This window comes from Streptomyces sp. MGP-BFMKR1, from assembly GCF_057766585.1.
The window spans coordinates 1,860,178-1,885,672 of sequence record NZ_CM173408.1 but is presented as its reverse complement, the minus strand read 5'-3'; the positions used below and the strand labels follow the sequence as shown (position 1 = coordinate 1,885,672).

Here is a 25,495-nt window from a genome sequence, read left to right as displayed (position 1 = left end):
GTAGGTGAGGTGGTTGGGTGCCTCACAGATGGCGACGCTCGATCCGCACGGTTCCGATGTGATTGGCGATCGTCGCGTCACTGACCTGTGCGTGGAACTGAAAGGTGCCGCCGCTGCTAGCAGCGGGTGTCATGGGCGCATCGCTCGGTTGCGGGACAGAGGCGGGACCATTGGTCGGCAATGCGTCGTCGGTGAGGTAGGGGCGCACGGCGGCTCCGGTCAAGCCCGGCACGTGGACCCGGCAATGCTGCGCGAAGTCGGGCTTGTCGCTGACGCGCGCTACCGCATCGAGGAAGTGGTACGAACCGAGATCCAGCGTGCGTCCCGCGTGCACGGTCCGCTGGTAGACGACCTCGGAGACCGCAGCCGCGAGGAAGGCGCCGCAGTCCTTCGCGGCGCTCAGTGCCTGGCGGGTTGCCTGGCTGTCGAGCAGCCGAGCGGTCTCGTTGATGGCAGCGCCGCGGTGGTCGGGGAGGGACAGAGGGCCGACGTGCACGCTGGCGCGTAGTCGTAGGAGTGGGCTGCTGGCCAGCCGCTGCCGGTCGTAGCGCACCAACGCCGCATTGAGCCGGCCCAGCAGAGGGTCCACGAGTCGCGCCAGTGCTGAGGGCGGGAACAGGAGGATCGCCCCATCGCCGCTGTCCTTGTATCCGTCGGGCAGTTCCTGCGGGTCGGGCAGCTCACATTCGGCGAGCACGGTCGCCACGATGTCATCCACGTCGCATCGGGTGGCAGCCATCTTCGCCTCGGTGATCTGGCTGTACTTCTCCATGTCGATTGCCACGAGGGCGAGTTCAGCGGGAACATCCACGGGCTTTATGTTGAGCGGCGCATCCATTGGCTCCGTCCTTTCAGCGCAGGCGGTTAGGGAAGTGCCCATGCTGATGCGGTGGGGCAACCATCGCTGCCCAGTAGTGGGCATGCCTCAAGTGCGGCCTGTCACGCCTGCGTACGCGCGTGCGACTGGATCGAACGAATGTCGCGAACGAGGAGCCCGCCACCGGGGGTGATGCGGACCCAGTCCTGCTCGCGCCAGGGCCTCAGGGTATTGACCACCGCATTGCGGGAGGCGCCGATCATCTGTGACAGCTCTGTCTGTGTCAGCCGCACGACCAGGTCTGAGGCGGAGGTGGACGCGGCTTCGACCAGCCGGGACAGGGCCGATGCCAAGCGCAGTGGCACAGATGCGGTTGCTAGTTCGAGCCGGACGGTTTCCGATTCCCTGACCCGGGCGATGGCATGGCGCAACAGGGGGCCGAGCAGGTCATGCTCCTCGACGAACGTGAGGAAGGCGGCGGCAGGGATGATGCGGATGTGGCAGGTCTCCGCAGCGATGACTGTGGCAGTGCGTGGCTGAGAGTCCAGCACGGCTAGCTCGCCGAGTAACTCGCCGGCGCCGCGCACGGCGAGGAGTGTTCTGCCCCGCAGTCCCCGGCAAGGGTGATCAACGTTGACCCGGATTCCAGCACGATCACGTGTGTTGCAGGGTCCCCCTGGCGGAGCAGCACGCTCCGAGCGGGCCTGACGCGCCTCGGTGCGAGCGCTTTCAGGCGTGCCCACAACTTGTCGCCGATCACCGTGGCATGTGGCTGGTACACACGTCCCCCTGTTGCACAGCCTCGACATAGTCAGGCGATCGTCTCAAGTTGTCAGAATGGCGCTCAATAGGCACATTCCAGCCATCGAGAGGGATGCTAGGGCGAAATCCACGGCCAGGCGGGCCGCCCGCAGCTTCCTGTCTGCCAGCCAGGCGAGCACCTGCAACCGGTGGGTCTCGACATGCCGTTCAAGCTCCCCACGCGCGGCAGCACACACACCGGCCCGGTCGCTAAAGACCGCCTCGCTCATCAGTTCGGTGTGTAATCCCGACCTCGGGACCACGGGTCGCAGAGTGAGCAACGCAGCCCCAATCGCGGCAATCAGTAGCAGGCACATGAGTACTAGGGAGATGGCCGCGAGCAGAGGCATGCCGTCTGTGGTCGATAGCACGGCAACCGCTACGGCCAACAAACCACCGGCTACTCCACACAACGCCGTGGCTTTCGTATCTGCCCGCTGTATCTCGACGAGAGCGCGCTCGGCGTGCCCTTGAAGTCGCTGCACCTCTGACAGGAGTCCCCATGGCTCGTGCATGCCGCCCACACACCCTTCACAGCTGTCGCGTGCTTGTTGTGACAGTGACCAGCTTGCTCGCGGTCGCCAAGGGGTGCTGCCCACCGCAGGGCATGAGGAGTGCCGGGCTCCTCACTCCTTGATCGTCCAAACGCGGTAGCCACGGAAGCGCGGTGTTGGCCAATGAGCGCGAGAGTGAGGGCGCGAGGTGAAGCTCGATGCCCGACGGCGGGGCGGGTGTCGCGACCGAGGAGGTTGCGGATGGGTGCGCCCTCGGTGGTATCCGTGGCCTGAGCATGTGCCTGCCTTGAGGAGTCAGAGCTGGGCGGCCGTGACGCTCATTTCACGCTGGGCCCTCTGAGAGCCCGTTCAGCGGGCCGAAGAACGGAGGGCTGGCTGCAAAGCCTCTCTCGTTCTCCGGTCCCGACGGGGTCTCGATAGCGCGTCAGACGGAGTGCGCGGCGCTTGTTAGGGCCGGCGAAATAGGGACTTCGGCACACGACATGTGTGAACGGCCTGGGGCGGGGCCCCGGATATGTTGCCCCCCAACAGCACACCCCTCGCCCCCTCACCCGCCCAGCCGCAGCGCCTCCCTCACCCGCTCGTTCCGCAACGGCACATAGCGCCCCTCAACGAACCGGCCCCCGCCGAATATCTCCATGAACGCGGCGGAAGCCTCTTCGTCCAGCAGGGAGGAATCCGCCTCAAGCGCCCGGTTGATGCTGTCCGTGACCTGCGTAGCCGTCAGCTTCTCCAGCGCGCTCCGCAACTCCGGCGCGGCATCGTCGTCCTCGATGCGGGCATGGCTGAGCGTCCGGACCTGATCGGCGATGAAAGCCGCGGCCGCCAGGAGCGCCAGCAGGCGTTTCTGGGCTTCCGCGCTGGTCATGCTCGTGCTGCGGTCCCCGAGGGCGATGTCGACCTCGTGGGAGAAGCCCGCGGCGCTGCCGTCCCAGGTGGCCATGTCCGTGGGGGTGCTCTGGCCCTCGGGCGTGTCCTTCTCGGAATTCCGGCGCCACCTGGTCCTGAGGTCGTTCAGCCGGCGCTTGACGATGGGCGCGGCCTTGATGACGGCGAGGGTTCCCGCGATGCCCACCGCCACGCCTATGGCCACCTTGAGCGCCGTTCCCGACGACTCCCGCTCGCCTTCGCCGTCGTCTTCGTCATCGGCGGTGTCGGGGTAGAGCGTGACATGGGTCTCGAGGTGGTGCGTGGCGTCGCCGCGCACAAGGGGGCTGTAACCGCCGGAAGTTCGAGACTGTGAGAGCCGTGTACCGGCCGGGCGCTCGACCCACATGCGTTCCCTGACCATCTCGGTCGGGTCATCGGACGTCATGCCGTAACTGTACGGGCGACCACCGACAGTGCCGCCGGCCCGGTCAGCCCACCAACCGACCAACCGGCCAGCCAGTCAGCCAGTCCGGGGCCGAGGCCCCGACCGCCCCGCCCCCTATCTGGCTGAATCGCGCACTCCGTTACCCCAGCCGTCTCCGTCACACTTGGCCCGTACGACACGCGCGCCACCCCCGCCACCTTCGCGGTGGCCCGTGATCGGGAGGCTCAGGCATGTTGCCAGACACGACGCCGGAGGGGGCGGAGGTCACCGCGTCGCGCGGGCGTGGTCGGCGGGGCGCCGATCGTGTGGCGTTGCGGGGGGATCTGAGGGCCGCCGTGCCCGATGCCGCCGCCGCGTTGGCGGTGACGGCGGGGGTGTTCGTCTTCCTCTACGTTCGGATGGACTCGGGGGCCTCGGCGACCGTCGCGGTCATGCCGTTCATGGACGACTCCCGCACCTACTGGATGTACCTGCTCAGCCAGGCGTTCGGCTGGTCGGGGCTGTTGTGGGCGTGGGGCACCGTCGTGCTCGGGTTGCTGTTGTCGGGGCCCGGGGTCGCGCGGTTGCCGGTCTCCCGGCAGGCGTTGGAGCGGTGGCACCGCACCACGAGCCTGACCACGATGGCCCTCATGGCGGCGCACGCGATCATGTTCGCGGCCGAACTCGTCCGCTATGAGACGAAGTTGGGGTGGGCCGACCGGCTGTGGGCCGGGTTCGCCGACAGCTTCGTGCCCGGCTGGTACGACTCCGGGACCGGTCGGACGGCCATTCCGATCGGACAGGGCGCCCTCTACCTGGCCGTGCCGCTGGGGCTGCTGTTCTACGTACGGCACCGCATCGGACCGAACGCCTGGCGGCGGCTGCACCGGTTCGTGATCGTGGTGTACGTGTTGAGCGTGTGGCACACGCTGCTGTACGGCACCAACGTCTGGTATGACGAGTGGCCGCGCACCGTGTTGTGGCTGCTCCAACTGCCCATCGCTGCCCTGTTCCTGCTGCGGCTGGTGCGGCCCGCGCGGCGGGCCGAGCGGTTGGGGGGACCGGATCGGCGGGCGGTTGGGCCCCGGCAGAGTTGGGTGGGACGGGCCGCGGGGCGGGTCGCCGTCGTGCTGGTCGGTGCCACCGTCGTCGGGGTGATCGCGGTGGTCGTCTCCGGACACGACGGCGGGCGCGCCCGGCCGGCCGATCCGCCCGCGGCGGTGCCGCACGAGCAGGAGGGAACGCCGTAGCCCGCACCGCCCGGACGAGCCCGCACCGCCCGGACGAGCCCGCACCGCCTGGACGAGCCCGCACTGCCCGGGCGAGCCCGCACCGCCCGCACGAGCCCGGAGCACCCGGCGCCCCCGAACGGTGCGGGGCCGGGGCCCGCCGCTACCCCTCCCGGGTCGCCCGCAGGATGAGCCGTCGGGCGTCCTGGTCGTAGGGGCGGCCGTCGAAGTCGCCGAAGATCTCGATACGGCCGAAGCCCGCCTCCCGTGCCATCCGCCGCAGCTCCACGGCGCTGTAGACGAACCACACCAGCGAGGCCCGGGTGACCCGGTCGCCGCGTACCAGCACCCAGTCGCTGCGCAGCCGGGCCCAGTCGTCCAGGACGGTGTCGGTCTGTACGAGCAGGTCGTCGCCGCGCCGCACCACCTTCGGTGGCGTGACCCGGCCGGCCAGCAACTCCTTGCCCGCCAGGTCCAGGAGCAGGGTGCCGCCGGGGGTCAGGCTGTCGTGCATGGTGCGCAGGGCCCGCGCGTTGTCGGCCGGGTCCTCGAAGTAGCCGAACGAGGTGAACATGTTCAGCACCACGTCGAAGGCGCCGGGTTGGGAGTACGCGCGCACGTCGGCCTCCACGTAGGTGGCCGGCGCCGACCGCTCGGCCGACAGCGCGCGAGCCCGCTCCAGCATGGCCGGGCTGCGGTCCACGCCGGTCACGGCGTAGCCGCGGCGGGCCAGCGGCACGGTGAACACGCCCGGTCCGCAGCACAGGTCGAGCACGCGTGCCCCGGCGGGCAGGTTCAGCAGCGGTGAGGTGTCCAGGAGGTCCTCGGCCTGGGCGAACCGCTGGTCGGAGAAGAGGAAGTCGTAGAACTCGGTCCAGAAGTCATCGTCCTGGAATCCGCCCGTGTGCGTCATGGGACGTCGGTGCTCCTTCGGTGTCGCCGGGTTGGGTGGGGAGCCGTGCCGTACGGCCGCGCAGCGCGAGCAGCAGTGGGGGGAGCAGCAGGCACTGGGCCGCGGCCAGGAGCCAGAACCAGCCGGTGTCGCCGGCGCGTTCGCCGAGGCCGTACAACTGCCCGCCCAGGACGCCGCTCGCGCAGGCGCCCAGGCCCGCGGCCAGTCGCTGTTGGCCGAAGACGACCGCGTCGGAGCGGTCGCTGCGGCGCAGGGCCTCCAGGTCGTTCTTGAGGAAGAGCACGATGTCGCCGAGGGTGATCAACGCCCCGCCGGCCAGCAGCGCCGGCCGGGTGCCGATGGCCAGCACGGCTAGGCCCGCGGCCAGGCCGGCGAAGCCGACGGCGAGCGCCAGGGCGTACGGCATGCTCCGGATCAGCCCGGAGGCGAGTGGTTGGACGACGATGACCAGCGCGAAGCAGAGCAGCAGCACCAGGCTGTAGAACTCGCTCGAAGCCCGCTCGACCGCGTAGACGGCCAGGTAGTGCTGGAAGTGGAAGTAGAGGTAGAAGGAGACGGCGCAGGCGGCGAACGGCAGGATCGGCAGGCCGGACAGCAGACCCCGTGGCGCGGACTCGGTGGCCGGCAGCCGCTCGCCCTGTGGCGTGGGCAGCCGGGCGTGGCCCGCCGTGACCGCGACGAACAGCGCCGTGACGGCGAGGAAGAGCCAGCCGGGCGAGGAGAGCACGAACGGCCCGGCGATCAGCGGGCCCACGGCCATGCCCGCGTTGAGCGCCGCGTTGCCCGCCGACAGGTACGCCGGGCGACGCTCCTCGTCCACGCCGTGCACCAGGTACGCCTTGTTCGCCGGCAGGTAGAGCGCCGCGCCGCAGCAGGTGAGGATCAGCGCCGCGACGGCCAGCGGCGGCCACCGCAGCGCGAGCAGTAGGCCCACGAACCCGGCCGTGCGCACCACCAGCGCGCACAGCATGGTGCGCCGCAGCCCGATCCGCTCCGCGAGCGCCCCGCCCACGATCCCGCCGGAGAACTGCACGAGGGACGCCGCGGCCAGCACCAGGCCGACGGCGCCGAGCCCCATGCCGAGCCGTTCGTGCAGGAACACCGACATGAACGGCAGCACCATGAAGCTGCCGAGTGGGATCAGGAACGAGCTGAGCAGCAGGAAGCGCAGCGGGCCGCTGAGCGCGGCCAGGGTGGCGCGCAGGCCCTCGCGCGGGGGCTCAGCCATCGCCGGGCGGGTTCTCCGCCTGGTCGGGGAGGGGCGTGGTGCGTACGCGCAGCGCGTTGGCGGCGGCCACGGCCCGGTGCGTGGCGAGCTCGGCGGTCTCGGCCTCGGCGTAGACGATGCCCGCGTAGCCCCGGCTGTCCGTCAGGTGCTCGATCCGGTCGCCGGGGCGCTTGGTCGGGTACCAGGCCGGCGCGCCGGGCATGTCCGCCAGCCGCTCCACGCCGGTGACCTCGGTGAACACGCCGGGCTCGGCCGGGTAGCCGAGGACGAAGGCGACGGCGGGACCGCCGGGCAGTTCGGCGTCGAGCAGGCGGGGGCGGCGGCCGACGGCCGTCTCGATCATCGCCTCGTACACGTTGGTGCCGAGCGCCCGGCACAGGCCCTCGCCGACCAGGGCGCCCCCGATGCGCGGGTTGACCTCCACCACCTCCGGGCCGTCGGTGGTGAGCACGAACTCCAGGTGGGCGAAGCGGTCGGTGTAGCCGATGGCGGCCAGCACCCGGTCCAGCCACCGTTCGAGGGCGTCCCGCTGCTCGTCGGGGAAGGCGACGGGGAACGCGGTGACCTCCTCGCGGAAGGACGGTTCCGCCGACATCAGCCGGCTGGAGACGCCGAGCAGTCGGGTGCGGCCGGCCCAGGTGAGGGTCTCGGCGCTGTAGACCGGGCCGCTGAAGTACGGCTCGGCGAACAGGCGGCCGGTCAACCGCCGGCCGGCGGCCGTGTCCAGCGCGGCCTGCCACTCCCGCTCGTCCCGGACCAGGTAGACGTTCTGGCTGCCGGTGCCGGCCGTGTCCTTGAGCACGGCCGGCAGCCCGACCTCTTCCAGGAGCGCGGCCCGTAGCGCCCGGTCACGCGCGGCCTTGGCGGCCTCCACGGCCCGGCCTCGGGTGAGGCCCGCCGCGTGCAGCCGGTTGCGTACGGCGGCCTTGTCGCGGGTCAGCCGCAGCGCCGCGGCGTCGAGCCCCGGCAGGCCGAACCGGGCGGTCAGCTCGGCGCCGACCAGCGTCCAGGTGTCGGTGGAGCTGATCAGGCCGCGCAGCCCGGGGGTCGCGGCCAACTGGTCGGCCACCCGCTCGGTGTCGAAGGTGTCGACCTCCACGACGTCGAGCGCGCCGGCGGGCAGCCGTTCCAACTCGTACGCGTAGTACGACGGGTCGCGGGTCAGCAGCCGCAGCCGCTCGCCCAACGTGTTGGCGGCGCGCACCAGGTGGCCCAGGCCGAAGGTGAGCGATTCCAGGCAGACCACGCTCATGCCGCCTGCTCCTTCCAGTGGGCCGGGCACGCGCCGCGGTTCCAGGCCATCGCGGACCAGGGCATGGACATCCGCGCGGGGTCGGTGATCTCCACGGGGCCCAGCGAGGCGACGTCGAGGGCCTCGGCGTGCCGGGCGAAGACGCGCTCCACGTACCGGTGGCCGGTGTCGGCGGCGATGACCAGGTGCAGCCGGTCCGGATGGCGGCGGACGTCGTCCGTGGCGGCCAGGTAGGCGGCGCCGGTGGACAGGCCGGCGAAGACGGCGTGTTCGCGCAGCAGGGCGACGGCGCCGGAGAGGGCGTGTCGGAAGTCCATCCAGTGGATGGCGTCGTAGAGGTCGTGCCGGACGTTGTCGAAGACGATCGAGGAGCCGATGCCCGCGATGATGGCCTCCGGGTCGTGGTGGTCCTGGCTGCCGAAGGTGACGCTGCCGAACGGCTGCACCCCCACCAGGCGCACCGACGGGTCCGTGCGCCGCAGGTGCGCCACGAGGCCGCCGGTCGAGGCGCCCGAGCCGACGCCGCCGACCACGGTCAGCGCCTGGCCGGGGAAGGCCGCCGCGAGGGTGTCGGCGACCTCGCGGTAGCCGAGGTAGTGGATGGCGTCGTGGTACTGGCGCATCCAGTGCACGTCGGGGCGCTCGGCGATGATCTCCCGCACCCGTCGCACCCGCAGTTCCTGGTCGAGCTTGAGGTCGGCCGATGGCCTGACCTGTTCCACGGTGGCGCCCAGGATCTCCAGTTGGGCGCGGGTCGTGGCGTCCACGGTGGTGGAGGCCACGATGTGGCAGTGCAGGTGGTAGCGGTGGCAGGCCAGCGCGAGGGCGTGCGCGTAGATGCCGCTGGAGCTGTCGACGAGCGTCTGTCCCGGGCGCACCGTGCCCCGGTCCAGGAGGTGGCGGACGGCCGCGAGCGCCGAGTAGATCTTCATCGACTCGAAGCGGATCAGGACCGTGTCATCGGTGAGTCGGACGAGGTCGGGGACCTTCAGGGCGTCGGCGATGTGGGGGTGGATCACCCGTAGCCTCCTTGGGCGAATGAGCACTGGTGGCCGAGCGAGTGGAAGAAGGCGGACAGTTCGGACTTCGCTTCGGCGGGGGGACGGTGGGCGAAGAGGTAGCCGATCAGGGAGCCGGTGTGGGCGACGAAGATCCCGTCGGCCCCGAAGTGCTCGCGGTGGGCCAGCACGCGCGCGAACGTGCGCTTGGGCAGGACCTGTTGGGAGAGCGTGGCGCTGGTGGTCGCCGCCCGGGCGACGGCGGCCGGGTCGGCGGACTCGAACCCCTTGAGCAGGTCGGTCAGGCACCGCTCGTACTCGCTCGCCCGCCGCGCGTAGTGCCGCAGCAGCGGCGCGGTGACGGCGCTGGTGTCCACGGTGCCGGGCTCGGTGACGAACGCGGTGTGGAAGCCGATGCCCGTGCCCAGCGTGCGCACCACCTGGTGGCGGGCGCTGAGGTGGAGCGCGAACTCGTCGAGGAAGACGCTGTCGGCCCGCTCGATCGCCGCCAGCACGCCGGTCACCACACCCTGGTCGTAGGGCAGCCCGAAGAGGCGGAACAGGCAGCGCAGCGTCGCCACGATGTCGGCGGTGGAGCTGGCCATCCCCACGCCGACGCGCAGTTCGGAGTGGGTGCTCCAGTGGCCGGGCGGCAGCCGCAGGCCGAAGTGGTCCAGGAAGAGGCGGACCGCGCGCGCCGCCTTCTCGCCCGGCGGCAGGGCCCCCGGGCGGCCGGCGCCCGGCGTGAAGTACGCCCAGGAGTGGCGGTCCACGGGGAACGACACGAGGGCGATGTCCGGGGCGCCGCCGGCGCGCAGCGGCCCCTGGTACAGCTCGCCCAGCGTGCCGTGACAGACGCCGGCGGCGGTGCGGGGACCGGGAACGATGCCGGGATCGGCGCCGGAGCCGGCGGCCGACGGGCCGCCCCGGGCGGCGGGGGGTGCCGACGGCGCGGGTCTGGGCGCGGCCGGGTGTGGATCGGCCGGTGGCTGGCCCGGGCGCGGACTTCCGTGACCATGCACGCGTCCTCCCTCGTCGTCCCGCGCCCCGAGCGCCGACCGGAAGGGAGGGGGCGGTTCGGCGGGCACGACGCCCGGTCAACCGCCTGTACCGCCGACCCAGTCCTCGAGGTCACCGTGCACAGCACGCGCGACAGGGCGCGTGCGCAGTTGGCAGGTCTTCGGACTCGTGGAACACCTGCCGGACTTCCGACGGGCACCTACTGACCGCCGCGCACCGAGACCCTGGGGCCGGGCGCGCCGACGGCGTTCGCTCACACTCACCGTTGCGGGACAGTCCCGGACTCACACCGGGTTCCCTCTTGCGCCGCGCCACTGGACGTGGCGCGAACCGACTGCGCGTATCAGCGTAGGGGCGCTCGCGCCACTTGCGACAGGGCGTGTTCCAGCCTTGTCCTGATGTGGCTGGGTGTCCTGATGCGAACGGTGTACGAGGTGCGCGAGGGGCTGGGCCCGCCGGTGCCTGGGGCATCGGCGACCGCGTCGTGGCCGGTCAGCCGCGTCCGACCGGGCGCGTGCGGGGCACCGGCCGTACGCGCCGGGGGCGGGCCCCGCCTCCCGGCGTCCGGTGCGCGGCCCCGCGAGCGTCCGCCAACTGCGGCGCAGCGCCGTGCTCGTGGGCGCCCTGGGGCGCTCGGGCCCTGCGGGTCAAGCGGGTCAATTGAGCCGTGACCGAAAGGAAGCGGCTGCTGTGCCCGTGCGGGCACTCGGCCGGGCGACACGCGCTCTCGCGACGCCCCCGAACCCGTGGCGGCCTCGGTCTCGCGGGAGCCGGCGCCGACCCGGCGGGCGGCTCCGCGCAGCCCGGCGTCACCCCCTTGGCGCGGCGCCGTCCATGATCGATAGTGGCGCGGAGCCGCGTACCCCGCGACCGCCCGCCACCCTCTCCCTTCGGAGGCCCACTCATGGAAACGCCCGCTCGCACGCGCGTGTCGGCCTACGCCATCGCCACCACGGCCGACCAACTGCTGCTGACGCGGCTCTCCGACGCCTCACCCGTCTTCGCCCCCGGACTGTGGCACCTGCCGGGCGGCGGCATCGACCCGGGGGAGCAGCCGCGGCAGGCGCTGGCGCGGGAGGTGTACGAGGAGACGGGCCTGGAACTGCTGGACGCGCACCTGGTGGGCGCGCGGAGCTACGCGGCCCACCGACTCGGGGTGCGCTGGCACCTGGTGGGCCTCTTCTACGTCGCGACGCTGGCGCCGGGCCCGTTGCGGGTCACGGAGCGGGACGGGTCGACCGGCGCGGTGCGGTGGCTGCCGCGCTCCGGCCTGACCCCCGTGACCCTGTCCCCGGCCGCGCGCGACGGCCTGGCCCTGCTCGCGGCACCGGACGGGTCGGCCGGCCCCCTGGCACCGACGCCGGACGGGCCGGCGGCGCGGGACACCCCCACGCCGCGTTCCTGAACACCGCCGCACGCCGCGCGTCCGCGCGCACCGCACGAACGCCCGGCTGGCTCGCCGCTCAGGCCGCGCCGTGCGGACCGGGCAGGTGACTGTCGTCGATCCACGAGCCGTGGATGCCGCCCGGCACGCGGTGCGGGAGATCGACGGTCGCCAGCGGGCCCGAACCCAGGTCGGCGGCGTTGAGGACCAGGAGGCGCGAGGCGTCGTCGGCGAGGTCGCTGACCAGGGTCAGCAGATACCCGTCGTCCTCCCGGACGCCCCCGTCGGCCGGCACGAACACCGCCTCGCCCGGCATCTGTCCCGGCCCCAGGCGCGACAACTCCCGGCCGCCGGCGTCGTGGTCGTACTTGACGACGGCGTACTCGGTCAGCTCCGGCCCGGGAAAGGCCACCCCGTACACGAACCGGTTCGCGCTCCCGGTGAACTCCTCGTTGATCGTCGGGAACTCGCTGACCAGCCCGTCCAACGGCTGCTCCGTGGCGCGCCCGGTGACCGGGTCGAGGACCCAGCGGTGGGCGGTGGCGCCGACGACCGGATCGGGCGCGTGGCCGGGCGCCCCGGTCCACCACTTCCAGGACTGCTCCCACCCGGCGCGGTCGTAACGCGGCCCCGTGAGGACGACGCGCCCCCGCTCGTCCTCGTACGCGTTGGCCACGTGCAGCAGCGCCCCGGGCGCCACCTCGTACCACCGCACGACCGCCGGTCCCGAGCGGGGCATCACGCCGATGCGCGGCGGGTGGTCGTCGCTCCAGCGGTACGGGATGCCCGACGGCTCGGCGGGGTCGAAGACCACGGGCAGGTCGAGCCAGACGACGTGCCGCGCGGTGAGCCCGAAGTCGTGCATCAGGGTCGGGCCGGCGCCGGGGACGACCTCGCTGCGCACGATCCGCCCCTGTGCGTCGGCGACGTGGTAGACGAGGTACGGCGGCACCGGGCTGTAGCCGAAGAAGTGCAGTTCACCGGTGGCCGGGTCGGTCTTGGGGTGCGCGGTCATGGCCGTGGTCAGCGCGCCGCCGAAGTCGAAGGCCCCGACCGTGTCGAGCTGGGGCGTCACCTCGTACGGGAGGTTCGCCTCCTGGAGGGCGAGGATGCGGCCGGCGTGCTCGACCACGTGCGTGGCGGCGCTGCTGACCCGCGGGTCGGGGACGCCGTCCGGGCCCTTCTCGGGGACGCCTTCGAGGGCGGGGGTGCGCACCCAGCGGTTGCGGTACCACTCCGCGCGCCCGTCGCGCAGCCGCAGCCCGTGCAGCATGCCACTGCCCCGGAACCAGTGCGTGGGCGTGTGGCCGGGCCTGGGGTTGTGCCCGTTGCGGAAGTACCGGCCGTTCAGCTCGGGCGGCAGGGTGCCGTGCACCGTGAGGCCGTGCGCGGTGACCTCGTCGACCAGCGGCGTGTAGTGCCCGCTGACATACGGCTTGGGCGGCGTGGGGGTGGTGGGGGTGAACATGACGGCTTCCCTTCGCTGTGGGTGTGTGGTTAGTGAGTCACTATTCGGGACGGGGTCGGGTGCTGGTGGTGGCTGGAGGTGGCGCGGGGGTCGGCTGGGCTGGGTCGGCTGCCTGCTCGTGAGCGCGGGATGTGGTGGAGAGTGGTGAAATGGCTGCTAGTCAGGCCGTTTACCGGAGTGGTCGGGCGCGCGTGTGGGGTCTTGCGGGAGTGGGAGGGGTGGCGTGGGTGCGTGCGGTGGTTGAGCGATCCCCGACGTCTCGGACGGCCGTTACGAAGGTCGTGGCGGGCCGGCCACAACAGTAAGAGTAATAAACCACTCACACCTTGCGGGGTCAAGCGTCACCGATGACTGGCGGGTGGAACGCGCGACCTGCCGTGGCGGGTGGGCCTGACATGACTGTGGGACTCGCGCTCAACGCGGCGGACGCCGCCAACCAGGTCGACGCCACCGTGGACCTCGCCAGGGAGGCCGCCGCCGCGGGGCCGCGGTCGGCCTGGTTCGGCCAGACCTTCGGCGCCGACTCGCCCCAACTGGCCGCCATCGTCGGGCGCGAGGTCCCGGAGCTGCGGGTGGGCACCTCGGCTATCCCGGTCTTCGGGCGGCACCCGCTGCCGGCCGCCGGGCAACTCGCCTTCTCCGAACGGATCCCGTCCTACGCGCGGGTGATCGAGCTGTCGGGCGCGCGGCGCGCCGTCGACGTGTCGGTGATCGGCGACGAGTCGGCGCTCGCCGCCGAGGTGCGGCGCTACCGGGACGCGGGCGCGACGGAGGTGGTGTTCTCCGGCACGGAACTCGCGGGCCCGGCCAGCCGCCGCCGCACCTGGGCGGTCCTCGGAGAACTCGCGGGCTGACGGTCCCCGTACGGCTGGCTCCGTGGGACTACCGCGCCGCCGAGGCCCGGTGCGCCAGCCACCACGCGTCGTAGGCCCGGCTGCACCCGAGCCGGTCGTCGTAGGCGGCGATGAGGTGGTGCAGGACCTCGTCGATGTGCTGGTGCGCGATGCTGTGCCGCCGGTAGAGCAGGCGCAGCTCCAGGTGGAGCGGGTCGCCGGCGAGGGCGCGGACGGCGATGGTGCCGGGGCGGTCGGTGCTGGTGCTGAACGCCGGCGCGATGGCCCGCTGGTCGGTGATCAGCTCCAGGACGGTGAACAGGCTGACCGTGCTGTGTCGTTGGTCGAGCGTGACGGCCGCCTCGTGGCAGACCTGCCGCAGGTAGCTGGTCCACAGGGTGTGGCCGGGCGGCTCGTCGACCCAGGGGTGGTCGGCGAGCCGCTCCAGCGGCACCGGGCCGGGGCCCGCGGCGAGCGGGTGGTCGTGGGCGAGGGCGACGAAGACGGGCTCGCTGGCGTGCACCGTCACGCCGGCCACGGGTTCGGGCACGGTGAGTTCTCCGGTCGGCGGTACGTAGACCAGGGCCAGGTCGCACGCCCCGACCGCCAGCCCGTCCACGGCGGTCTGGGCGTTCATGTCCTCGCGGAGTTGGACCTCGGGGCACCACGGCAGGCCGCGCAGCCGGCGGGCGAGCGCGACGTGGGGGTAGCCACAGTGGCCGCCGATGGTGAGCGGCTCCCGTGCCCCGCGCCGCGCGCCCCACGCCTGGGCCCGCTCGCGGATGCCGCTCATGCCCCGCAGCACGCTGTGCGCCTCGGCGAGCACGTCCGCGCCGAACGGGGTGGGCACCGACCCGTGCTTGCTCCGTACGAACAGCGTGTCGCCCACGCACCGTTCGATGCGCTGGAGCAGTTTGGACAGCGCCGGTTGGGACATGCCGAGCTGCCGCGCGGCCAGGGTGAGGCTGCCGGTGTCGCTGATGGCGGCGATGGCGCGCAAGTGTCGGACTTCCAGTTCCACGCGAACCTCCCGTGCGACCGCGACCCGTCTGCCGGGCCCCGGCCCGTGGCCGACGCGGGGCCGGTCAGCCACTGTGCGCGACCGTGGGCCGCGCGGGGTAATCCCAAGTCGCCATCAGGGATGCCTATACGTCCCGCCGACCTCCGCGACCCGCGCGGCCGGGCTCGAATCCCCCGTACGCCGCCGGTCGCCGCTCCCTCGGCGATGCGCGCTGCCACCGCCACGCGGGACGCCCCGACCGGCGGACGACGAGCACCGGGGCGTGACGAGAACCGGCGGACGACGAGCACCGGGGCGTGACGAGAACCGGCGGACGACGAGAGACGGGGCGTAACGAAAGCCGGGGCACGGACCGCGGTGTGCGGTCGCGTGCCCCGGCGGGGGGATTGGGCCCCTGCGCGCTTCTCAGGCGTGGCGCGAGGCGGTGGACGAGGAGACGGACTCGCTGGGGGAGGAGTCCTCGGTGGCGCGGTCGCTGAGATCGCCGAGTGCCTCGGACTGGCTCAGCGCCTTGCCCCAATCGATGCCTGGCAGGTCGCTGTGGACCAGCGGAGCGCCCACAGCCGTGACGGCACCTGCGACCACAGATGCCACGGTGAACAGGTCGAGCATCTTCATGTTCGGACCAACGGCCGATGGCATGGCGAAGTCACGCCCATTTAGCACCCGATAGGACTGGTTTACCCGGGCCGACTTGTCCCCTTCGGTCGCTGTGTCCCACCCGTCTCACTCGCCCCAGCTCGCCGTTGGGTGGCCGGCGACGCGGCGTACGACGCGCAGCAGGTACTCCTCGCGCCGTCGGGAAGTGCACCGGAGAGCGTCCCGCCCGGCAACCGGGTTACGCCCGAGCGGGTGCCCGCCACAGCCGGCCGTCGGGGCCCGGCCGGGTGGACGCCGGGCTGCGGGCCCGACTGGGCGTTTGGCCGGGGCCCGGCCGCGGTACTCGCCGCCCGTGTTCTCCTCTTCGCGCCACTCGCCCGTACGCCGCCCGCGCTCCGGCCCCCGACCCCGGCCGCGCGCCGCGCCCGCCCTCGCGGGCGCGGCACCCCGCCTGTCGGGTGGTGGGCCGCGATGACGGGCGGGCCCGGGGGCGACGGCGAGGGCCGTACCCCGCGCAGCGGAGCGCCGGAGGCACCGTACGCGGCGGCTCCCGCCGCCCCGGCGGCCGACCGGCCCGACCCGCTCGGCGAGGGCGCGCCCGACGCGGCGGACGCCGCCCCCGTCGCCCCGTCCTCACCCGTGCGGGAGGCTTCCTCGTCCGCCTCGCCCGTGCGGGAGGTGCGGCCGACGCGCGTCGTGGTCGTCCCGGAGGGGCCGCTGCTCGTGGACGGGCCGGTCGAGGTGGAGCTGGGCGACGGCCGTGTCGCGTACTCGGACCGCCCGCAGGTGGCGCTGTGTGTATGCCGGCGCAGCCGGTCCTACCCCTGGTGCGACACCAGCCACCGCCGGCGCGGCCCGCACCGGCGGGCCACGCCCACGGACACGGACTGACCGTCACGCCCGCGCTCGTCCGCCGCGCACGGACGCTCCGGAGTCTCGCCGCACGGCCCTCCGCCGCCGCGCTTTCCCTCGCGGGCCGAGCGCCGCGCGGCGCGGCGGTGGGCGCGTGCGACCGGCCGGTGGCCGCTAGCTGCGTTGGTCGCGCGCGCCGGCGGGCGGGAGGGGCCAGCGGAGTGACGAGGCGCCGGCCTGCCAGCGGTCGCGAATCCACGCCGTGAACCGGCCGTCCACGAAGTTCGCCGCCTGGATGCCGAAGACGACGTCGCCGCGCAGCTCGGGCTGCTCGTCGAGCAGCCCGCCGATCACCTCGCGGCGCATGAGCTGCTCGTGCACGGCGTCGGCCTCGACGTGCTCGCTGTAGAAGACGCGGCACGCCTGCGGGGCGTCGAGCCGTTCCAGTACCTGGAGCATTCGGCGCGCGCCGGGCGACGAGGCGATCTCGCCCGCCGCGAAGTGCCCGACCAGCGCGGCCCGGTGGGTGCGGTGCAGGCCCAGGCAGGACATCAGGTTGACCACGGCGAGCGTGCTGCCGGGCACCGCCTCCACGTACCCGCCGTACCGGGCGTCGAGGCCGGCCGCCGCCATCAGGTCGGCGAAGAGCCGGGAGTGCACGCGTTCGGCCCGGCCCGCGCCGAACTCGTCGTACTCGACCGCCACCAGCGCCGCCTTGGCCCGCCCCGTCAGCCGGGGAATCACCCACGCCTGCGGGTCGGACTCCTTGAGCTGGTAGATGGAGCGGTGCGCGAACAGCTCTCGCACCTGCTCCCAGGTGCCCTCGCGGCGCAGTTGGTGGGACAGGCCCGAGCCGTCCACCGGCTCGACGAGCAGCGCCTCCAACTCCGCGTCGAGGTCCGTGCCGCCCGCCACCCCGTCCCGTACCCGGTCCAGGAAGGCGCGCTCCAGCGCCGCGCGCAACCGCAACAGGTCCACCTGCCACTCCCAGTCCGGGTCCACTCCGGCGAAGCCCTGGTAGTGGAGCTCGTAACAGGTGTGCAGCGCGAGCTGGAGGTCGTCGCCGAGCGGGTCGGCGCGGGAGGCCACGCCGAGCGCCGCCGCCACCTGTCCCGGGCACCCCTCGGCCACGGGACCGCGCAGCACGGTCGTCACCAGCTCGGACAGGGCGCCGCAGGCCGCCGGCAGCGGGGCCGCCCGTGGCGCCGGGGCGAGGGGGGAAGCGGCGGCTTTGACGGGGATCATGGGCGTCCTCCAGGGCTGGACAGGTCCGTTCCGAGTGCCCCGGTGCGCCCGGTCCACGCGTACGGGTCACCCGTGCGGGCCCGGCGGGGACCGCGTGTCGGCGCGTGGCCCGCGTGCTCGGGCCACACCTGTCCCCGATCGCCGCGCGTGCCGCGACAGTGTGGGGGCGGCGGGCAATGCTGGGGCGGTGAGCGGCAGCGAGGCCGGACGCGGGAGACGGGTGGAGGCGGACGTGCTGACGGTGGGCGTGGAGGAGGAGTACTTCCTGGTGCATCCGGAGACCCGGGCCGTCGAGCCGGCCGGGCCGCGCGTGCTCGCCCGGGCCGCGGCGGACCTCGGCGACGCGGTCTCGGGCGAGTTCACCGAGTACCAGATCGAGGTGAAGACCGCGCCGTGCGTGACGTCGACCGAGGTGCACCGGGAGCTGACGCGGCTGCGGGCCGCCGTGGCGCGCGCCGCGGCGGCCGAGGGGCTGCGGGTGTGCCCGTCGGGCACGCCGGTGCTCGGCGGCGCGGGTCCGGTCGTCGTCGGCGACCACCCGCGCTATCAGGCCAGCGTGGACCTGTTCCGATCGATGATCGACGACTACGCCATCAACGCGCTGCACGTCCACGTCCACCTGCCCGACCGCGAACTGGCCGCGCTGGTCGGCAACCACCTGCGGCCCTGGCTGCCGCTGCTGGTCGAGATGAGCGCGAACTCCCCCTTCCACGGCGGCCGGGACAGCGGCTACGCGAGCTGGCGCTCCGTGATCCGGGTCCGCTTCCCCTGCCTCGGGCCGCCGCCGTACGTCGATTCCTTCGCCGACTACGAGCGGACCGCGCGGGCCATGGCCACGGCCGGCGCCATGCCCTTCGGCGAGCTGCCGTTCTGGGACGTGCGACCGCACCCGACGCTGCCCACCCTGGAGGTGCGCTGCATGGACGTGCCGGCCGACGCCGCCGACTCCGCGGCCCTGGCCGCGATCGTGCGGGCCCTGGTGGTCACGGCGGCGGCGCGGGTGCGCGCCGGCGACCCGGGCCCGCGCGCGGGCGGTGAGCTGCTGCGCTCGACGTACTGGTACGCGACCCGCGACGGCTGGCCCGGGCTCGGCACGGACGCCGTCACCGGTGACGTGCTGCCCGCCCCCGAACGCGGTCGGCGGCTCCTCGCGCACGTCGGCCCGGCCCTGGACGCGCACGGCGACCGACAGGTGGTCGCGGACTTCCTGGGCCGACTGGAGCGCCACGGCTCCGGGGCCCACCGACAGCGGGCCGCGGCCCGCCGGCCGGGCGGCCTGGCCGCCGTGGTGGACGACCTGGTGGGCGCGGCCCCCGAGGGCGGGCGTTGACCGGGGCGCCGCGCGCGGCGCCAGGTTCACCGAGACGGTCGTACTGACCGGGCGCCTCCTGGGTACCCGTGTGAGCCTGCTAGGGGCGGTGCCACCGCGGAACGGGCGGGGCGACAGCGACCCACTTGGCGGCACTGGAGGAGTCGATGGAGAACACACCGACCGTGCGGAGCCCCGCTCCCACCGCCCCCGCGGCGGCCGGCGGCCCGGGCGACCTGCGACGCGACGGCTACGCCCGCTACCGCCCGGAGGACCTGGGCCTGTCACTGGCCGCGCACGCCGGGGACCTGGCCCAGCTCACCGCGGCCTACGCGGACCTGCCGGCCGACCCGTACGCCCCGACGACGCACCGCTACCGGCGCTACTCGCACGCCGTCTACCTGCCCTGGACGCGGCAGCTCTCGTTCGCGCCCGGCGCCCCGGACGCCACGTACGGCACGGTCACCGAGTACTGGCAGGACGGCCACAACCCGGAGTACCCGGACCTGCGGCGCCGGCTGCCCGACATCCCCACCGCCCTGCAGGCCAACGCGCTGCTGCTGCACCTCATCCACGCCGACCTCGCGCAGGTCGAGTGGGTGGCGGACCTGCGCCGGGTGCCGCTGTACGTCGGCGTGCACCTGATCAAGCTGGCGGTCACGGACCGGAGCCAGGTCGCCGTCTCGTCCCCGGACTGCCTGCACCAGGACGGTGGCTCCCGGGCCACGTTCACCTTCGCCCACCTGGTCAGTTGCGCCAACGTGGCCGGCGGCGAGAACGTCATCGCCCGCCCCGAGTGCGCCGGCAACCGCCCCGAAGAGGTGCCGCCCGAGGCCCTGCACGAACGTTTCACGCTGCGCGAACCGCTGGACGGCTACGCCGTGCACGACCACCGGGTCAGCCACTACGTCGCCCCCGTCCGGCTCGGTGCCGATCCGGGCCACGGCGATCGCCGCATCCTCATCATCGGCCTGGCCCCCTACGCGCCACGGCTGTGAGCCCACGGCGCATCCCGATCAGTGGCAGCACCGGCCGCGCGGGCGGTGCACGACGTAAGGAACGACAGGTGGGCACGGTGTTGGTGAAGGCATGGGGCGTGTACGGGCCGCAGGGGGACTCGCTGCTGTTGCAAGAGGCGTTGCACCGCGCGTCCGTGCCCAGTGGCGCGCACGCGTTGGACGTGTGCACCGGCACCGGGCTTATCGCGCTGACGGCGGCCAGACTGGGCGCGGTGCGCGTGCGCGCCGTGGACACCTGCTACCGCGCCGTGCTGACGGCCCGCTGCAACGCGTGGCTGAACAGGCTGCCCGTCCACGTCGAGCACGGCGACTTCCGCTCCTGCCTGACGCACCGCCAGCGCTACGACGTGATCACGGCCAACCCGCCGTACGTCCCCTGCCCCGTGGACGCCGACCACGAGCGGGGGCGGGCCCGGGCCTGGAACGCGGGCCTGGACGGCCGGCGGTACCTGGACCAACTCTGCGCCATGGCACCGCACCTGCTGACCCCGGAGGGCATGCTGCTCATCGTCCACTCCGCGCTGTGCGGTCCCGAGCAGACCCTCGGCCTGCTCGGTCAGGCCGGCCTCAAGGCGTCCATCGTGGCCCGCCGCCACCAGCCCTTCGGCCCCGTGCTGCGCGCCCGCGCCGAGTGGCTCACCGAGCGCGGGCTGATCGAGCGCGGCCAGCGGGAGGAGGAGTTGGTGGTCATCCGCGCCGACCGGGTGCCGCCCGCGCCCGCTCCCCACCCCACCGGGGGCGCACGGGAGCACTCGGGCGCGCCCTGAACCCCGGCGGGCTCCGACCGGCCGCCTAGGCTGTTCGATATGAGCCTGCCAGCCAACCCGCCAGCGGCACACCCCGCCGCCCCCGCGGCAGCACACCCCGCCGCCCCCGCGGCAGCACACCCCGCCGCCCCCGCGGCTATCCCTCTCGATCTCAGCGGACGCACCGCGCTGGTCACCGGCGCGGCCAGCGGCATCGGTCGCGCCTGCGCGCTGCGGCTGGCCGCAGCCGGCGCGCGGGTCCGCGCGGTGGACCGGGACGCCGACGGCCTCGCCGCCCTGCACGCCGCCGCCACGCAGACCGGGACCGGGGCTGAGTCCGGGGCCGGGGCCGAGAAGGCGGCCGGGGCCGGGCCGCTGGCCGGGGAGCTTCAGCCCCACCCGCTCGACCTCACCGACCTCGACGCGGCCGAGCGGGCGGCCGACGGCGTCGACGTGCTGGTCAACAACGCCGGCCTGCAACTCGTGCGCCCGCTCCACGAGTTCCCGCCCGAGGACTTCGCGACCATGCTGACGGTCATGCTGACCGCCCCCTTCCGGCTGATCAGGGGCGCCCTGCCGCACATGTACGCCCAGGGCTGGGGTCGCGTCGTCAACATCTCGTCCGTCCACGGCCTGCGGGCCTCCGCCTACAAGTCCGCCTACGTGGCGGCCAAACACGGCCTGGAGGGCCTGTCGAAGGTCACCGCACTCGAAGGCGCGCCGCACGGCGTCACCTCCAACTGCGTCAACCCCGGCTACGTGCGCACGCCGCTGGTGGAGCGGCAGGTCGCCGACCAGGCCGCGACCCACGGCATCCCGGCCGACCGCGTGGTGACCGACGTGCTGCTCACGCGCCCCGCCATCAAGCGCATGGTGGAGCCCGCCGAGGTCGCCGAGGCCGTGGCGTACCTGTGTGCCCCGCAGTCCTCGATGATCACCGGCACCTCGCTCTCACTCGACGGGGGTTGGACGGCGAGCTGAGGGCACGCCAGCGCCCCGCGCGCGCCGGCACGAGCGCCCGCGCGCGGACGGGGCGCGGAGGAGGCCGGCGGCGGCGCGGGGGAGTGGCACCGGCCGCTCTCGCGTCGTACGAGAGGCTCCCGGCCCGGCGGGTACGGCCACCCGCCGGCCGGAACGCCGGCCACCCTCGCGCGGGCCGGCGGGTTACGACTCGGCGGCCTGCGGTTCGGCGTTCCGCGGCTCGACGTCCGGCGATGCGGCTTCCTGCGACGCGGCGTCCCGCGATGTGGCGGCCACGGGCTCGGTGGGCGCTTCGGGAAGTCCGAGGATGCGTCGGGCGCTGAGCACCATCGTGGTGCGCAGCGCGAGTTCCTCCGGCTTCGTGTGCTCGCGACTGAAGAGCATGTAGCAGTTGCGCTCGACCATCCAGTGCGCCGCCACGGCCAGCGCCCGCGCGTCCCCGCCCGGTTTGACCAGCCCGCGGGCGCGGTCGCGTTCGAGCATGGCGGCCAGCTCGTCAGCGCCCGCCTCCAGCACGTCCCGCCACGCTATGCGCGCCTCCAGGTCCCGGCCCACGTAGTCGATCGCGGCACAGAACAGGGAGCCGTGCTCCACCCAGGTGTCGAGAACGTTGTTGATCAGCCCCTCGAGCGAGGCTTCCAACGTGATGTCCTCGTTGCCCGCGGCGGCTGCCGCGGTCGACAGCATGCTGCCCATCACGCGCTGCACGGCGGCGTCGATGATGGCCTGCTTGCTGTCGAAGTAGAAGTACACCGAGGGGCGGGACAGGCCCGCGCCCTTGGCGATCTCCTCGATGGTGATCTTCCTCGCCGGTCGGTCGCGCAAGAGGCGGACGACGCTGTCGAGGATGGCTGCCTCCCTGCGGTCCCCCCGGCTCAGGCGGGGGCGCCTGCGCCCCCGGACCCCGGCCGAGGGAGGCAGCGTTCTGTGCGCTGCTTCGTCCCCGTTGTCGTCCATGCGGCTCACCGTAGCTGTTCGAATGGCGCGTAACGCAGTTTCGACAAAACTCAACACGGCGTTGAGTTTTGCCCCACTGGCATGTGATGCTCGTAGGCAGAGGCGGTGGTGTCGGGGGAAGCACGCAAACGGGGGGCTCGCCGCCGCCTCTTCCAACTCGCGCTGCCCTGAGACCGTTTGGTCTCGGGGAGGCGCCCCGCGTGGAGTCGACGCGACGCGTCGGTGACTTTGGCGAACGGGGGGTCGGCGGGGGATTCTCCCGCGTCGGCACGGCCGTTGAGTCACCAGACGCCCATCGCCGAGACGACGCGCCGGAACGTCGGTGCGAGTTGGCCGCGCTGGTGGCTGGAGCGGTACGGGGGAGGCGCCGACGGGGGTCGGCCCTTCACGCTCCGGCCACATGGCGTCGGGTTCGGACGACGGGACCGCGGAGCCGGTCGCGCGCGGCGTCGGGGGACGCGAGCGCGGCGGCCACTCCGGTGCCGCGCGGGGCTCGTGCCCCGGCTCCCCGGTCCCGTCCCCTCCCCGTTGCCTACGTCACTACCTGCGCCGATACCTGTGTCGGTGCGCGAATCGAAGCTGAGCTTGTCCCTAGAATCGCCCGATGCACATATCCAGCGAGCACGCCTGCGGGGTGGACCGGTGAACAGCCACGACGTCACCGACGAACAGTGGGAGGGGCTCGCCGAAGTCGTCCCGCTGCGAAGCAACAACGCCTGGCCGTCCTGGCCGCACCACCGGGCCCTGCCCGAGGACGAGGCCGAACAGGACCAGCGCCAGTTCGTCGTCATCCGCGTACAGACCTTCGCCGACGCGCGCGAGGTCGCCGAGTACCTGATGGCCCAGATCCCCGTCCTCCTCGACCTCACCAGCGCCGAGGCCGACGTGGCCAAGCGCATCCTCGACTTCTCCAGCGGAGTCGTCTTCGGCCTCGGCAGCGGCATGCACCGGGTCGACACCAACGTGTTCCTGCTCGCCCCCCTCGGCACCGAGGTGGACGAACCCGAACTGCGCCCCGCTTTCACGACCGTGACGGGCGCTTCCGTCCCCCGATCGTAGGAACGCGACGACGAGCAAACGGTTCGGCGAAACGCGGCGGCGATACCTTCCGCGCCATGAACGCATCAGGCCAGCGGCCCGCCGTATCCGAACTGAGGCTCTCGGCCTACAAGACGCACCGGCGCGCGGTCTTCCCGCTGGGTCCGGTGACGCTGTTCACCGGACCCAGCGGCAGCGGCAAGACCAGCGCCCTGGAGGCGTACGCGGCCCTGGCCCGACTCGCGGCCGGCGAACCACTGGCCGACGTCTTCCCCGACCCCGCCGGCTGCGTACCCCACCAGGCCCGCCCCGACAGCCAGGGACGACGCGGCTTCCGCATCGGCTGCACCGTCGACGGCCCGGTCGGCCCCGTCCACCTCGACATCGCCGTCCAGGCCGAGCCCGAACTGCGGATCGTCGGCGAGCGCATGACCGGCGCCGGTGAGGTCCTCCTGGAGACGGCGCTGCGCGACCCGGGCCGCCGCACCGTGCAGGCGGCCTGGTACACCGCCGGAGCCGTGCCCGTCACCCGCGCCCCGCTCCCCGACGACCGACTGGCCACCGCGCTGCTGCCGCTGCGCGTCGCCGGCAAGACCGCGGGCCAGCGGCTCGCCCTCGCCGCGGCCGAACAGGTCGTCGTCGCGCTGCGCTCCGTCTTCCCCTGCGACCCACGGCCCGAGGCCATGCGCGGCCCCGCCATGCGCTCCGACGGCCACCTCCGCAGCGCCTGCGACAACCTCGCCGCCGTCCTCTACCGCACCCGCAAGGAGTGCGGCACCCGGCACGCGGCCCTGGTCGCCGCCGTACGCGACGGCTGCGCCGGGCCGGCCGTCACGGAGCTGACCGTCGAGGGCGCGGCCGGGCGCGACCACGCCCCGGACACCCCCGCCCCCGTGGCCACCGGCGGCAACCGACGCGGCGGCACCGCCGTCCGCGCCCCCGCCGACGAGCAGGCCCAGGCGTCGGAGCGGCGCGCCACGACACCGGCCCCACGCGGCCCGATGGGCGCGGGCAGCGCGCCACGCGGGCGCTCCGGCGCCGGGGTGCGCGCCGTGCTCGGACTCGGCGAGTTCGGACAGATGCCGGTGGACCGGCTCGGCGACGGCGAACTGCGCTACCTGGGCCTCGCACTCGTGCTGCTCACCGGCCCCGGAGTGCTGGACGTGGACCCGGTGGCCGACGTGCTGCCCGCCCTGCAGACGCTGACGGTGCTCGCCGACGGCTTCGACCGGTGCCTGGACCGACGCCAGGCCCGCCTGCTGCTCGAACTGGCTGGCCGCATGTGCGAACGGGGCCACATCCGGCTGGTGGGCACCGTGCGCGAGGTGCCCGTCGCGCCGCCGACGCGCGAGGGCGACGGCCACCACGCGGGCCCGGGCGGCGACCACCGCCGCGACGGCCTCGCGGCCCCGCGCGCGTCGGCCCGCGCCGGCGCGCCGGCCGACGACAGGAGGGGGCCGGTCGGCGCCCCGGGGCGGCCCGTCACCCAGGAGGGCGACTTCGGGGTCCCCGGGCTGGCGGTGGTAGACCTGGGGCGTGACCAAGGCTCCCGAACCCGCCCCTGACCTGCCCGCCCTCCAGCGACGGCTCGCCGACTTCGCGGCGGCGCGCGACTGGCAGCGCTTCCACACACCGAAGAACCTGGCCTCGGCGCTGAGCGTCGAAGCGGCCGAACTCGTGGAGATCTTCCAGTGGCTGACGCCGGAACAGTCGGCCGCCGTGATGGCCGACCCCACGACGTCGGCGCGCGTCGAGGACGAGGTGGCCGACGTGCTCGCCTACCTGTTGCAGTTCTGCCTGGTGCTGGACATCGACCCGCTGCGGGCCCTCTCCGCCAAGATCGACCGCAATGAACTACGCTTCCCGGCCCGGCGAGCGGCGCCTCCCACCAACAAAGATCATCACTCTCTGTAGTGAGAAAGTTATCCACAGCGTAACTGTTGTCCACAGATTCCTGAATTCCCCTAGCTTTCCC

25 protein-coding genes and 1 riboswitch are annotated in these 25,495 nt (G+C 73.3%); of the genes, 11 read left to right on the top strand and 14 right to left on the bottom strand.

The window, feature by feature from the left end:
* Positions 1–22 precede the first annotated feature (22 nt).
* The 4 genes from AC3CHW_RS06940 to AC3CHW_RS06925 form a co-directional block, all read right to left on the bottom strand.
* The gene (locus AC3CHW_RS06940) at positions 23–838 is read right to left on the bottom strand and encodes a hypothetical protein (protein WP_488469918.1); all 816 of its coding nucleotides are present in this window, start codon (positions 836–838) and stop codon (positions 23–25) included.
* Between the two features lie 101 nt (positions 839–939).
* Positions 940–1,404, bottom strand: coding sequence for a Crp/Fnr family transcriptional regulator (locus tag AC3CHW_RS06935; RefSeq protein ID WP_488469917.1), 465 nt, complete (start codon positions 1,402–1,404; stop codon positions 940–942).
* 237 nt (positions 1,405–1,641) lie between these two features.
* Positions 1,642–2,133, bottom strand: coding sequence for a Pycsar system effector family protein (locus tag AC3CHW_RS06930; RefSeq protein WP_488469916.1), 492 nt, complete (start codon positions 2,131–2,133; stop codon positions 1,642–1,644).
* 547 nt (positions 2,134–2,680) lie between these two features.
* Positions 2,681–3,448, bottom strand: a complete 768-nt coding sequence (locus AC3CHW_RS06925; protein WP_488469915.1) for a hypothetical protein — start codon at positions 3,446–3,448, stop codon at positions 2,681–2,683.
* A gap of 230 nt (positions 3,449–3,678) precedes the next feature.
* On the opposite strand from AC3CHW_RS06925, the gene AC3CHW_RS06920 reads away from it, so the two are divergent.
* Positions 3,679–4,677, top strand: coding sequence for a ferric reductase-like transmembrane domain-containing protein (locus AC3CHW_RS06920; protein ID WP_488469914.1), 999 nt, complete (start codon positions 3,679–3,681; stop codon positions 4,675–4,677).
* A gap of 142 nt (positions 4,678–4,819) precedes the next feature.
* On the opposite strand, the gene AC3CHW_RS06915 is transcribed toward AC3CHW_RS06920, so the two are convergent.
* Genes AC3CHW_RS06915 through AC3CHW_RS06895 form a run of 5 tightly spaced genes read right to left on the bottom strand, consistent with a single transcriptional unit; the run spans position 4,820 to position 10,069 of the window.
* Positions 4,820–5,569, bottom strand: coding sequence for a class I SAM-dependent methyltransferase (locus AC3CHW_RS06915; RefSeq protein WP_488469913.1), 750 nt, complete (start codon positions 5,567–5,569; stop codon positions 4,820–4,822).
* Entirely contained in the window at positions 5,538–6,797 is a 1,260-nt protein-coding gene (locus tag AC3CHW_RS06910; protein ID WP_488469912.1) for an MFS transporter, read from the bottom strand. The genes AC3CHW_RS06915 and AC3CHW_RS06910 overlap by 32 nt, the downstream gene beginning before the upstream one ends.
* Positions 6,790–8,049, bottom strand: coding sequence for an ATP-grasp domain-containing protein (locus tag AC3CHW_RS06905; RefSeq protein ID WP_488469911.1), 1,260 nt, complete (start codon positions 8,047–8,049; stop codon positions 6,790–6,792). The genes AC3CHW_RS06910 and AC3CHW_RS06905 overlap by 8 nt, the downstream gene beginning before the upstream one ends.
* A complete protein-coding gene (locus tag AC3CHW_RS06900; RefSeq protein WP_488469910.1) occupies positions 8,046–9,068 on the bottom strand; it encodes a cysteine synthase family protein in 1,023 nt (340 codons plus the stop codon). Before AC3CHW_RS06900 ends, AC3CHW_RS06905 begins: the two co-directional genes overlap by 4 nt.
* Positions 9,065–10,069 carry a GHMP family kinase ATP-binding protein gene (locus AC3CHW_RS06895; RefSeq protein WP_488469909.1) on the bottom strand — a complete coding sequence of 335 codons (1,005 nt, stop codon included), beginning with the start codon at positions 10,067–10,069 and terminating at the stop codon, positions 9,065–9,067. The genes AC3CHW_RS06900 and AC3CHW_RS06895 overlap by 4 nt, the downstream gene beginning before the upstream one ends.
* Positions 10,070–10,201: 132 nt before the next feature.
* Positions 10,202–10,417: riboswitch (cobalamin riboswitch) on the bottom strand.
* Positions 10,418–10,971: 554 nt separating this feature from the next.
* Here AC3CHW_RS06895 and AC3CHW_RS06890 point away from each other — a divergent pair.
* Positions 10,972–11,472, top strand: coding sequence for an NUDIX hydrolase (locus tag AC3CHW_RS06890; RefSeq protein ID WP_488469908.1), 501 nt, complete (start codon positions 10,972–10,974; stop codon positions 11,470–11,472).
* 58 nt (positions 11,473–11,530) lie between these two features.
* Here the strand turns inward: AC3CHW_RS06890 and AC3CHW_RS06885 are convergent, their stop codons facing one another.
* Entirely contained in the window at positions 11,531–12,919 is a 1,389-nt protein-coding gene (locus AC3CHW_RS06885; protein WP_488469907.1) for a carotenoid oxygenase family protein, read from the bottom strand.
* 395 nt (positions 12,920–13,314) lie between these two features.
* Between AC3CHW_RS06885 and AC3CHW_RS06880 the strand changes: the two genes are divergently transcribed.
* Positions 13,315–13,773: an LLM class flavin-dependent oxidoreductase gene (locus AC3CHW_RS06880; protein WP_488469906.1), complete on the top strand. Its 459-nt coding sequence runs from the start codon at positions 13,315–13,317 to the stop codon at positions 13,771–13,773.
* A 28-nt stretch (positions 13,774–13,801) separates the two neighbouring features.
* Here AC3CHW_RS06880 and AC3CHW_RS06875 read toward each other — a convergent pair whose 3' ends face one another.
* The gene (locus AC3CHW_RS06875) at positions 13,802–14,773 is read right to left on the bottom strand and encodes a LysR family transcriptional regulator (protein ID WP_459250722.1); all 972 of its coding nucleotides are present in this window, start codon (positions 14,771–14,773) and stop codon (positions 13,802–13,804) included.
* Positions 14,774–15,178: 405 nt separating this feature from the next.
* A complete protein-coding gene (locus AC3CHW_RS06870; RefSeq protein ID WP_176164562.1) occupies positions 15,179–15,391 on the bottom strand; it encodes a hypothetical protein in 213 nt (70 codons plus the stop codon).
* A 453-nt stretch (positions 15,392–15,844) separates the two neighbouring features.
* Between AC3CHW_RS06870 and AC3CHW_RS06865 the strand changes: the two genes are divergently transcribed.
* A complete protein-coding gene (locus AC3CHW_RS06865; protein ID WP_488469905.1) occupies positions 15,845–16,264 on the top strand; it encodes a CDGSH iron-sulfur domain-containing protein in 420 nt (139 codons plus the stop codon).
* Positions 16,265–16,399: 135 nt separating this feature from the next.
* Here AC3CHW_RS06865 and AC3CHW_RS06860 read toward each other — a convergent pair whose 3' ends face one another.
* Positions 16,400–17,470: an iron-containing redox enzyme family protein gene (locus AC3CHW_RS06860; protein WP_488469904.1), complete on the bottom strand. Its 1,071-nt coding sequence runs from the start codon at positions 17,468–17,470 to the stop codon at positions 16,400–16,402.
* A gap of 187 nt (positions 17,471–17,657) precedes the next feature.
* Here AC3CHW_RS06860 and AC3CHW_RS06855 point away from each other — a divergent pair, with 187 nt between their 5' ends.
* The 4 genes from AC3CHW_RS06855 (at position 17,658) to AC3CHW_RS06840 (ending at position 21,525) form a co-directional block, all read left to right on the top strand.
* Positions 17,658–18,800, top strand: coding sequence for a carboxylate-amine ligase (locus AC3CHW_RS06855; protein ID WP_488469903.1), 1,143 nt, complete (start codon positions 17,658–17,660; stop codon positions 18,798–18,800).
* Positions 18,801–18,946: 146 nt separating this feature from the next.
* On the top strand, positions 18,947–19,777 hold the full coding sequence (locus tag AC3CHW_RS06850) for a 2OG-Fe dioxygenase family protein (protein WP_398611792.1): 831 nt from the start codon (positions 18,947–18,949) through the stop codon (positions 19,775–19,777).
* 68 nt (positions 19,778–19,845) lie between these two features.
* Complete coding sequence (locus AC3CHW_RS06845) at positions 19,846–20,565, top strand: HemK2/MTQ2 family protein methyltransferase (protein ID WP_488469902.1); 720 nt, start codon at positions 19,846–19,848, stop codon at positions 20,563–20,565.
* Positions 20,566–20,610: 45 nt separating this feature from the next.
* A complete protein-coding gene (locus AC3CHW_RS06840; RefSeq protein WP_488470985.1) occupies positions 20,611–21,525 on the top strand; it encodes a 3-hydroxybutyrate dehydrogenase in 915 nt (304 codons plus the stop codon).
* 183 nt (positions 21,526–21,708) lie between these two features.
* On the opposite strand, the gene AC3CHW_RS06835 is transcribed toward AC3CHW_RS06840, so the two are convergent.
* Positions 21,709–22,482, bottom strand: coding sequence for a TetR/AcrR family transcriptional regulator (locus tag AC3CHW_RS06835; protein WP_488469901.1), 774 nt, complete (start codon positions 22,480–22,482; stop codon positions 21,709–21,711).
* Between the two features lie 642 nt (positions 22,483–23,124).
* On the opposite strand from AC3CHW_RS06835, the gene AC3CHW_RS06830 reads away from it, so the two are divergent.
* The 3 genes from AC3CHW_RS06830 to AC3CHW_RS06820 are packed head-to-tail and all read left to right on the top strand — an operon-like array spanning position 23,125 to position 25,434.
* Positions 23,125–23,541, top strand: a complete 417-nt coding sequence (locus tag AC3CHW_RS06830; protein WP_176164568.1) for a cell division protein SepF — start codon at positions 23,125–23,127, stop codon at positions 23,539–23,541.
* Positions 23,542–23,597: 56 nt separating this feature from the next.
* Positions 23,598–25,085, top strand: a complete 1,488-nt coding sequence (locus AC3CHW_RS06825; protein WP_488469900.1) for an AAA family ATPase — start codon at positions 23,598–23,600, stop codon at positions 25,083–25,085.
* Positions 25,057–25,434 (top strand): nucleotide pyrophosphohydrolase, encoded by a 378-nt coding sequence (locus AC3CHW_RS06820; RefSeq protein WP_488469899.1) that lies wholly within the window; start codon positions 25,057–25,059, stop codon positions 25,432–25,434. The genes AC3CHW_RS06825 and AC3CHW_RS06820 overlap by 29 nt, the downstream gene beginning before the upstream one ends.
* Positions 25,435–25,495 lie beyond the last annotated feature (61 nt).

Bases quoted from the DNA above. Each gene is read 5' to 3' on its own strand.
- AC3CHW_RS06940 (WP_488469918.1), bottom strand. From the start codon at position 838: ATGGATGCGCCGCTCAACATAAAGCCCGTGGATGTTCCCGCTGAACTC.
- AC3CHW_RS06915 (WP_488469913.1), bottom strand. From the start codon at position 5,569: ATGACGCACACGGGCGGATTCCAGGACGATGACTTCTGGACCGAGTTC.
- AC3CHW_RS06865 (WP_488469905.1), top strand. From the start codon at position 15,845: ATGACGGGCGGGCCCGGGGGCGACGGCGAGGGCCGTACCCCGCGCAGC.
- AC3CHW_RS06885 (WP_488469907.1), bottom strand. From the start codon at position 12,919: ATGTTCACCCCCACCACCCCCACGCCGCCCAAGCCGTATGTCAGCGGG.
- AC3CHW_RS06850 (WP_398611792.1), top strand. From the start codon at position 18,947: ATGGAGAACACACCGACCGTGCGGAGCCCCGCTCCCACCGCCCCCGCG.
- AC3CHW_RS06920 (WP_488469914.1), top strand. From the start codon at position 3,679: ATGTTGCCAGACACGACGCCGGAGGGGGCGGAGGTCACCGCGTCGCGC.
- AC3CHW_RS06860 (WP_488469904.1), bottom strand. From the start codon at position 17,470: ATGATCCCCGTCAAAGCCGCCGCTTCCCCCCTCGCCCCGGCGCCACGG.
- AC3CHW_RS06870 (WP_176164562.1), bottom strand. From the start codon at position 15,391: ATGAAGATGCTCGACCTGTTCACCGTGGCATCTGTGGTCGCAGGTGCC.
- AC3CHW_RS06910 (WP_488469912.1), bottom strand. From the start codon at position 6,797: ATGGCTGAGCCCCCGCGCGAGGGCCTGCGCGCCACCCTGGCCGCGCTC.
- AC3CHW_RS06890 (WP_488469908.1), top strand. From the start codon at position 10,972: ATGGAAACGCCCGCTCGCACGCGCGTGTCGGCCTACGCCATCGCCACC.
- AC3CHW_RS06825 (WP_488469900.1), top strand. From the start codon at position 23,598: ATGAACGCATCAGGCCAGCGGCCCGCCGTATCCGAACTGAGGCTCTCG.
- AC3CHW_RS06905 (WP_488469911.1), bottom strand. From the start codon at position 8,049: ATGAGCGTGGTCTGCCTGGAATCGCTCACCTTCGGCCTGGGCCACCTG.
- AC3CHW_RS06925 (WP_488469915.1), bottom strand. From the start codon at position 3,448: ATGACGTCCGATGACCCGACCGAGATGGTCAGGGAACGCATGTGGGTC.
- AC3CHW_RS06930 (WP_488469916.1), bottom strand. From the start codon at position 2,133: ATGCACGAGCCATGGGGACTCCTGTCAGAGGTGCAGCGACTTCAAGGG.
- AC3CHW_RS06880 (WP_488469906.1), top strand. From the start codon at position 13,315: ATGACTGTGGGACTCGCGCTCAACGCGGCGGACGCCGCCAACCAGGTC.
- AC3CHW_RS06835 (WP_488469901.1), bottom strand. From the start codon at position 22,482: ATGGACGACAACGGGGACGAAGCAGCGCACAGAACGCTGCCTCCCTCG.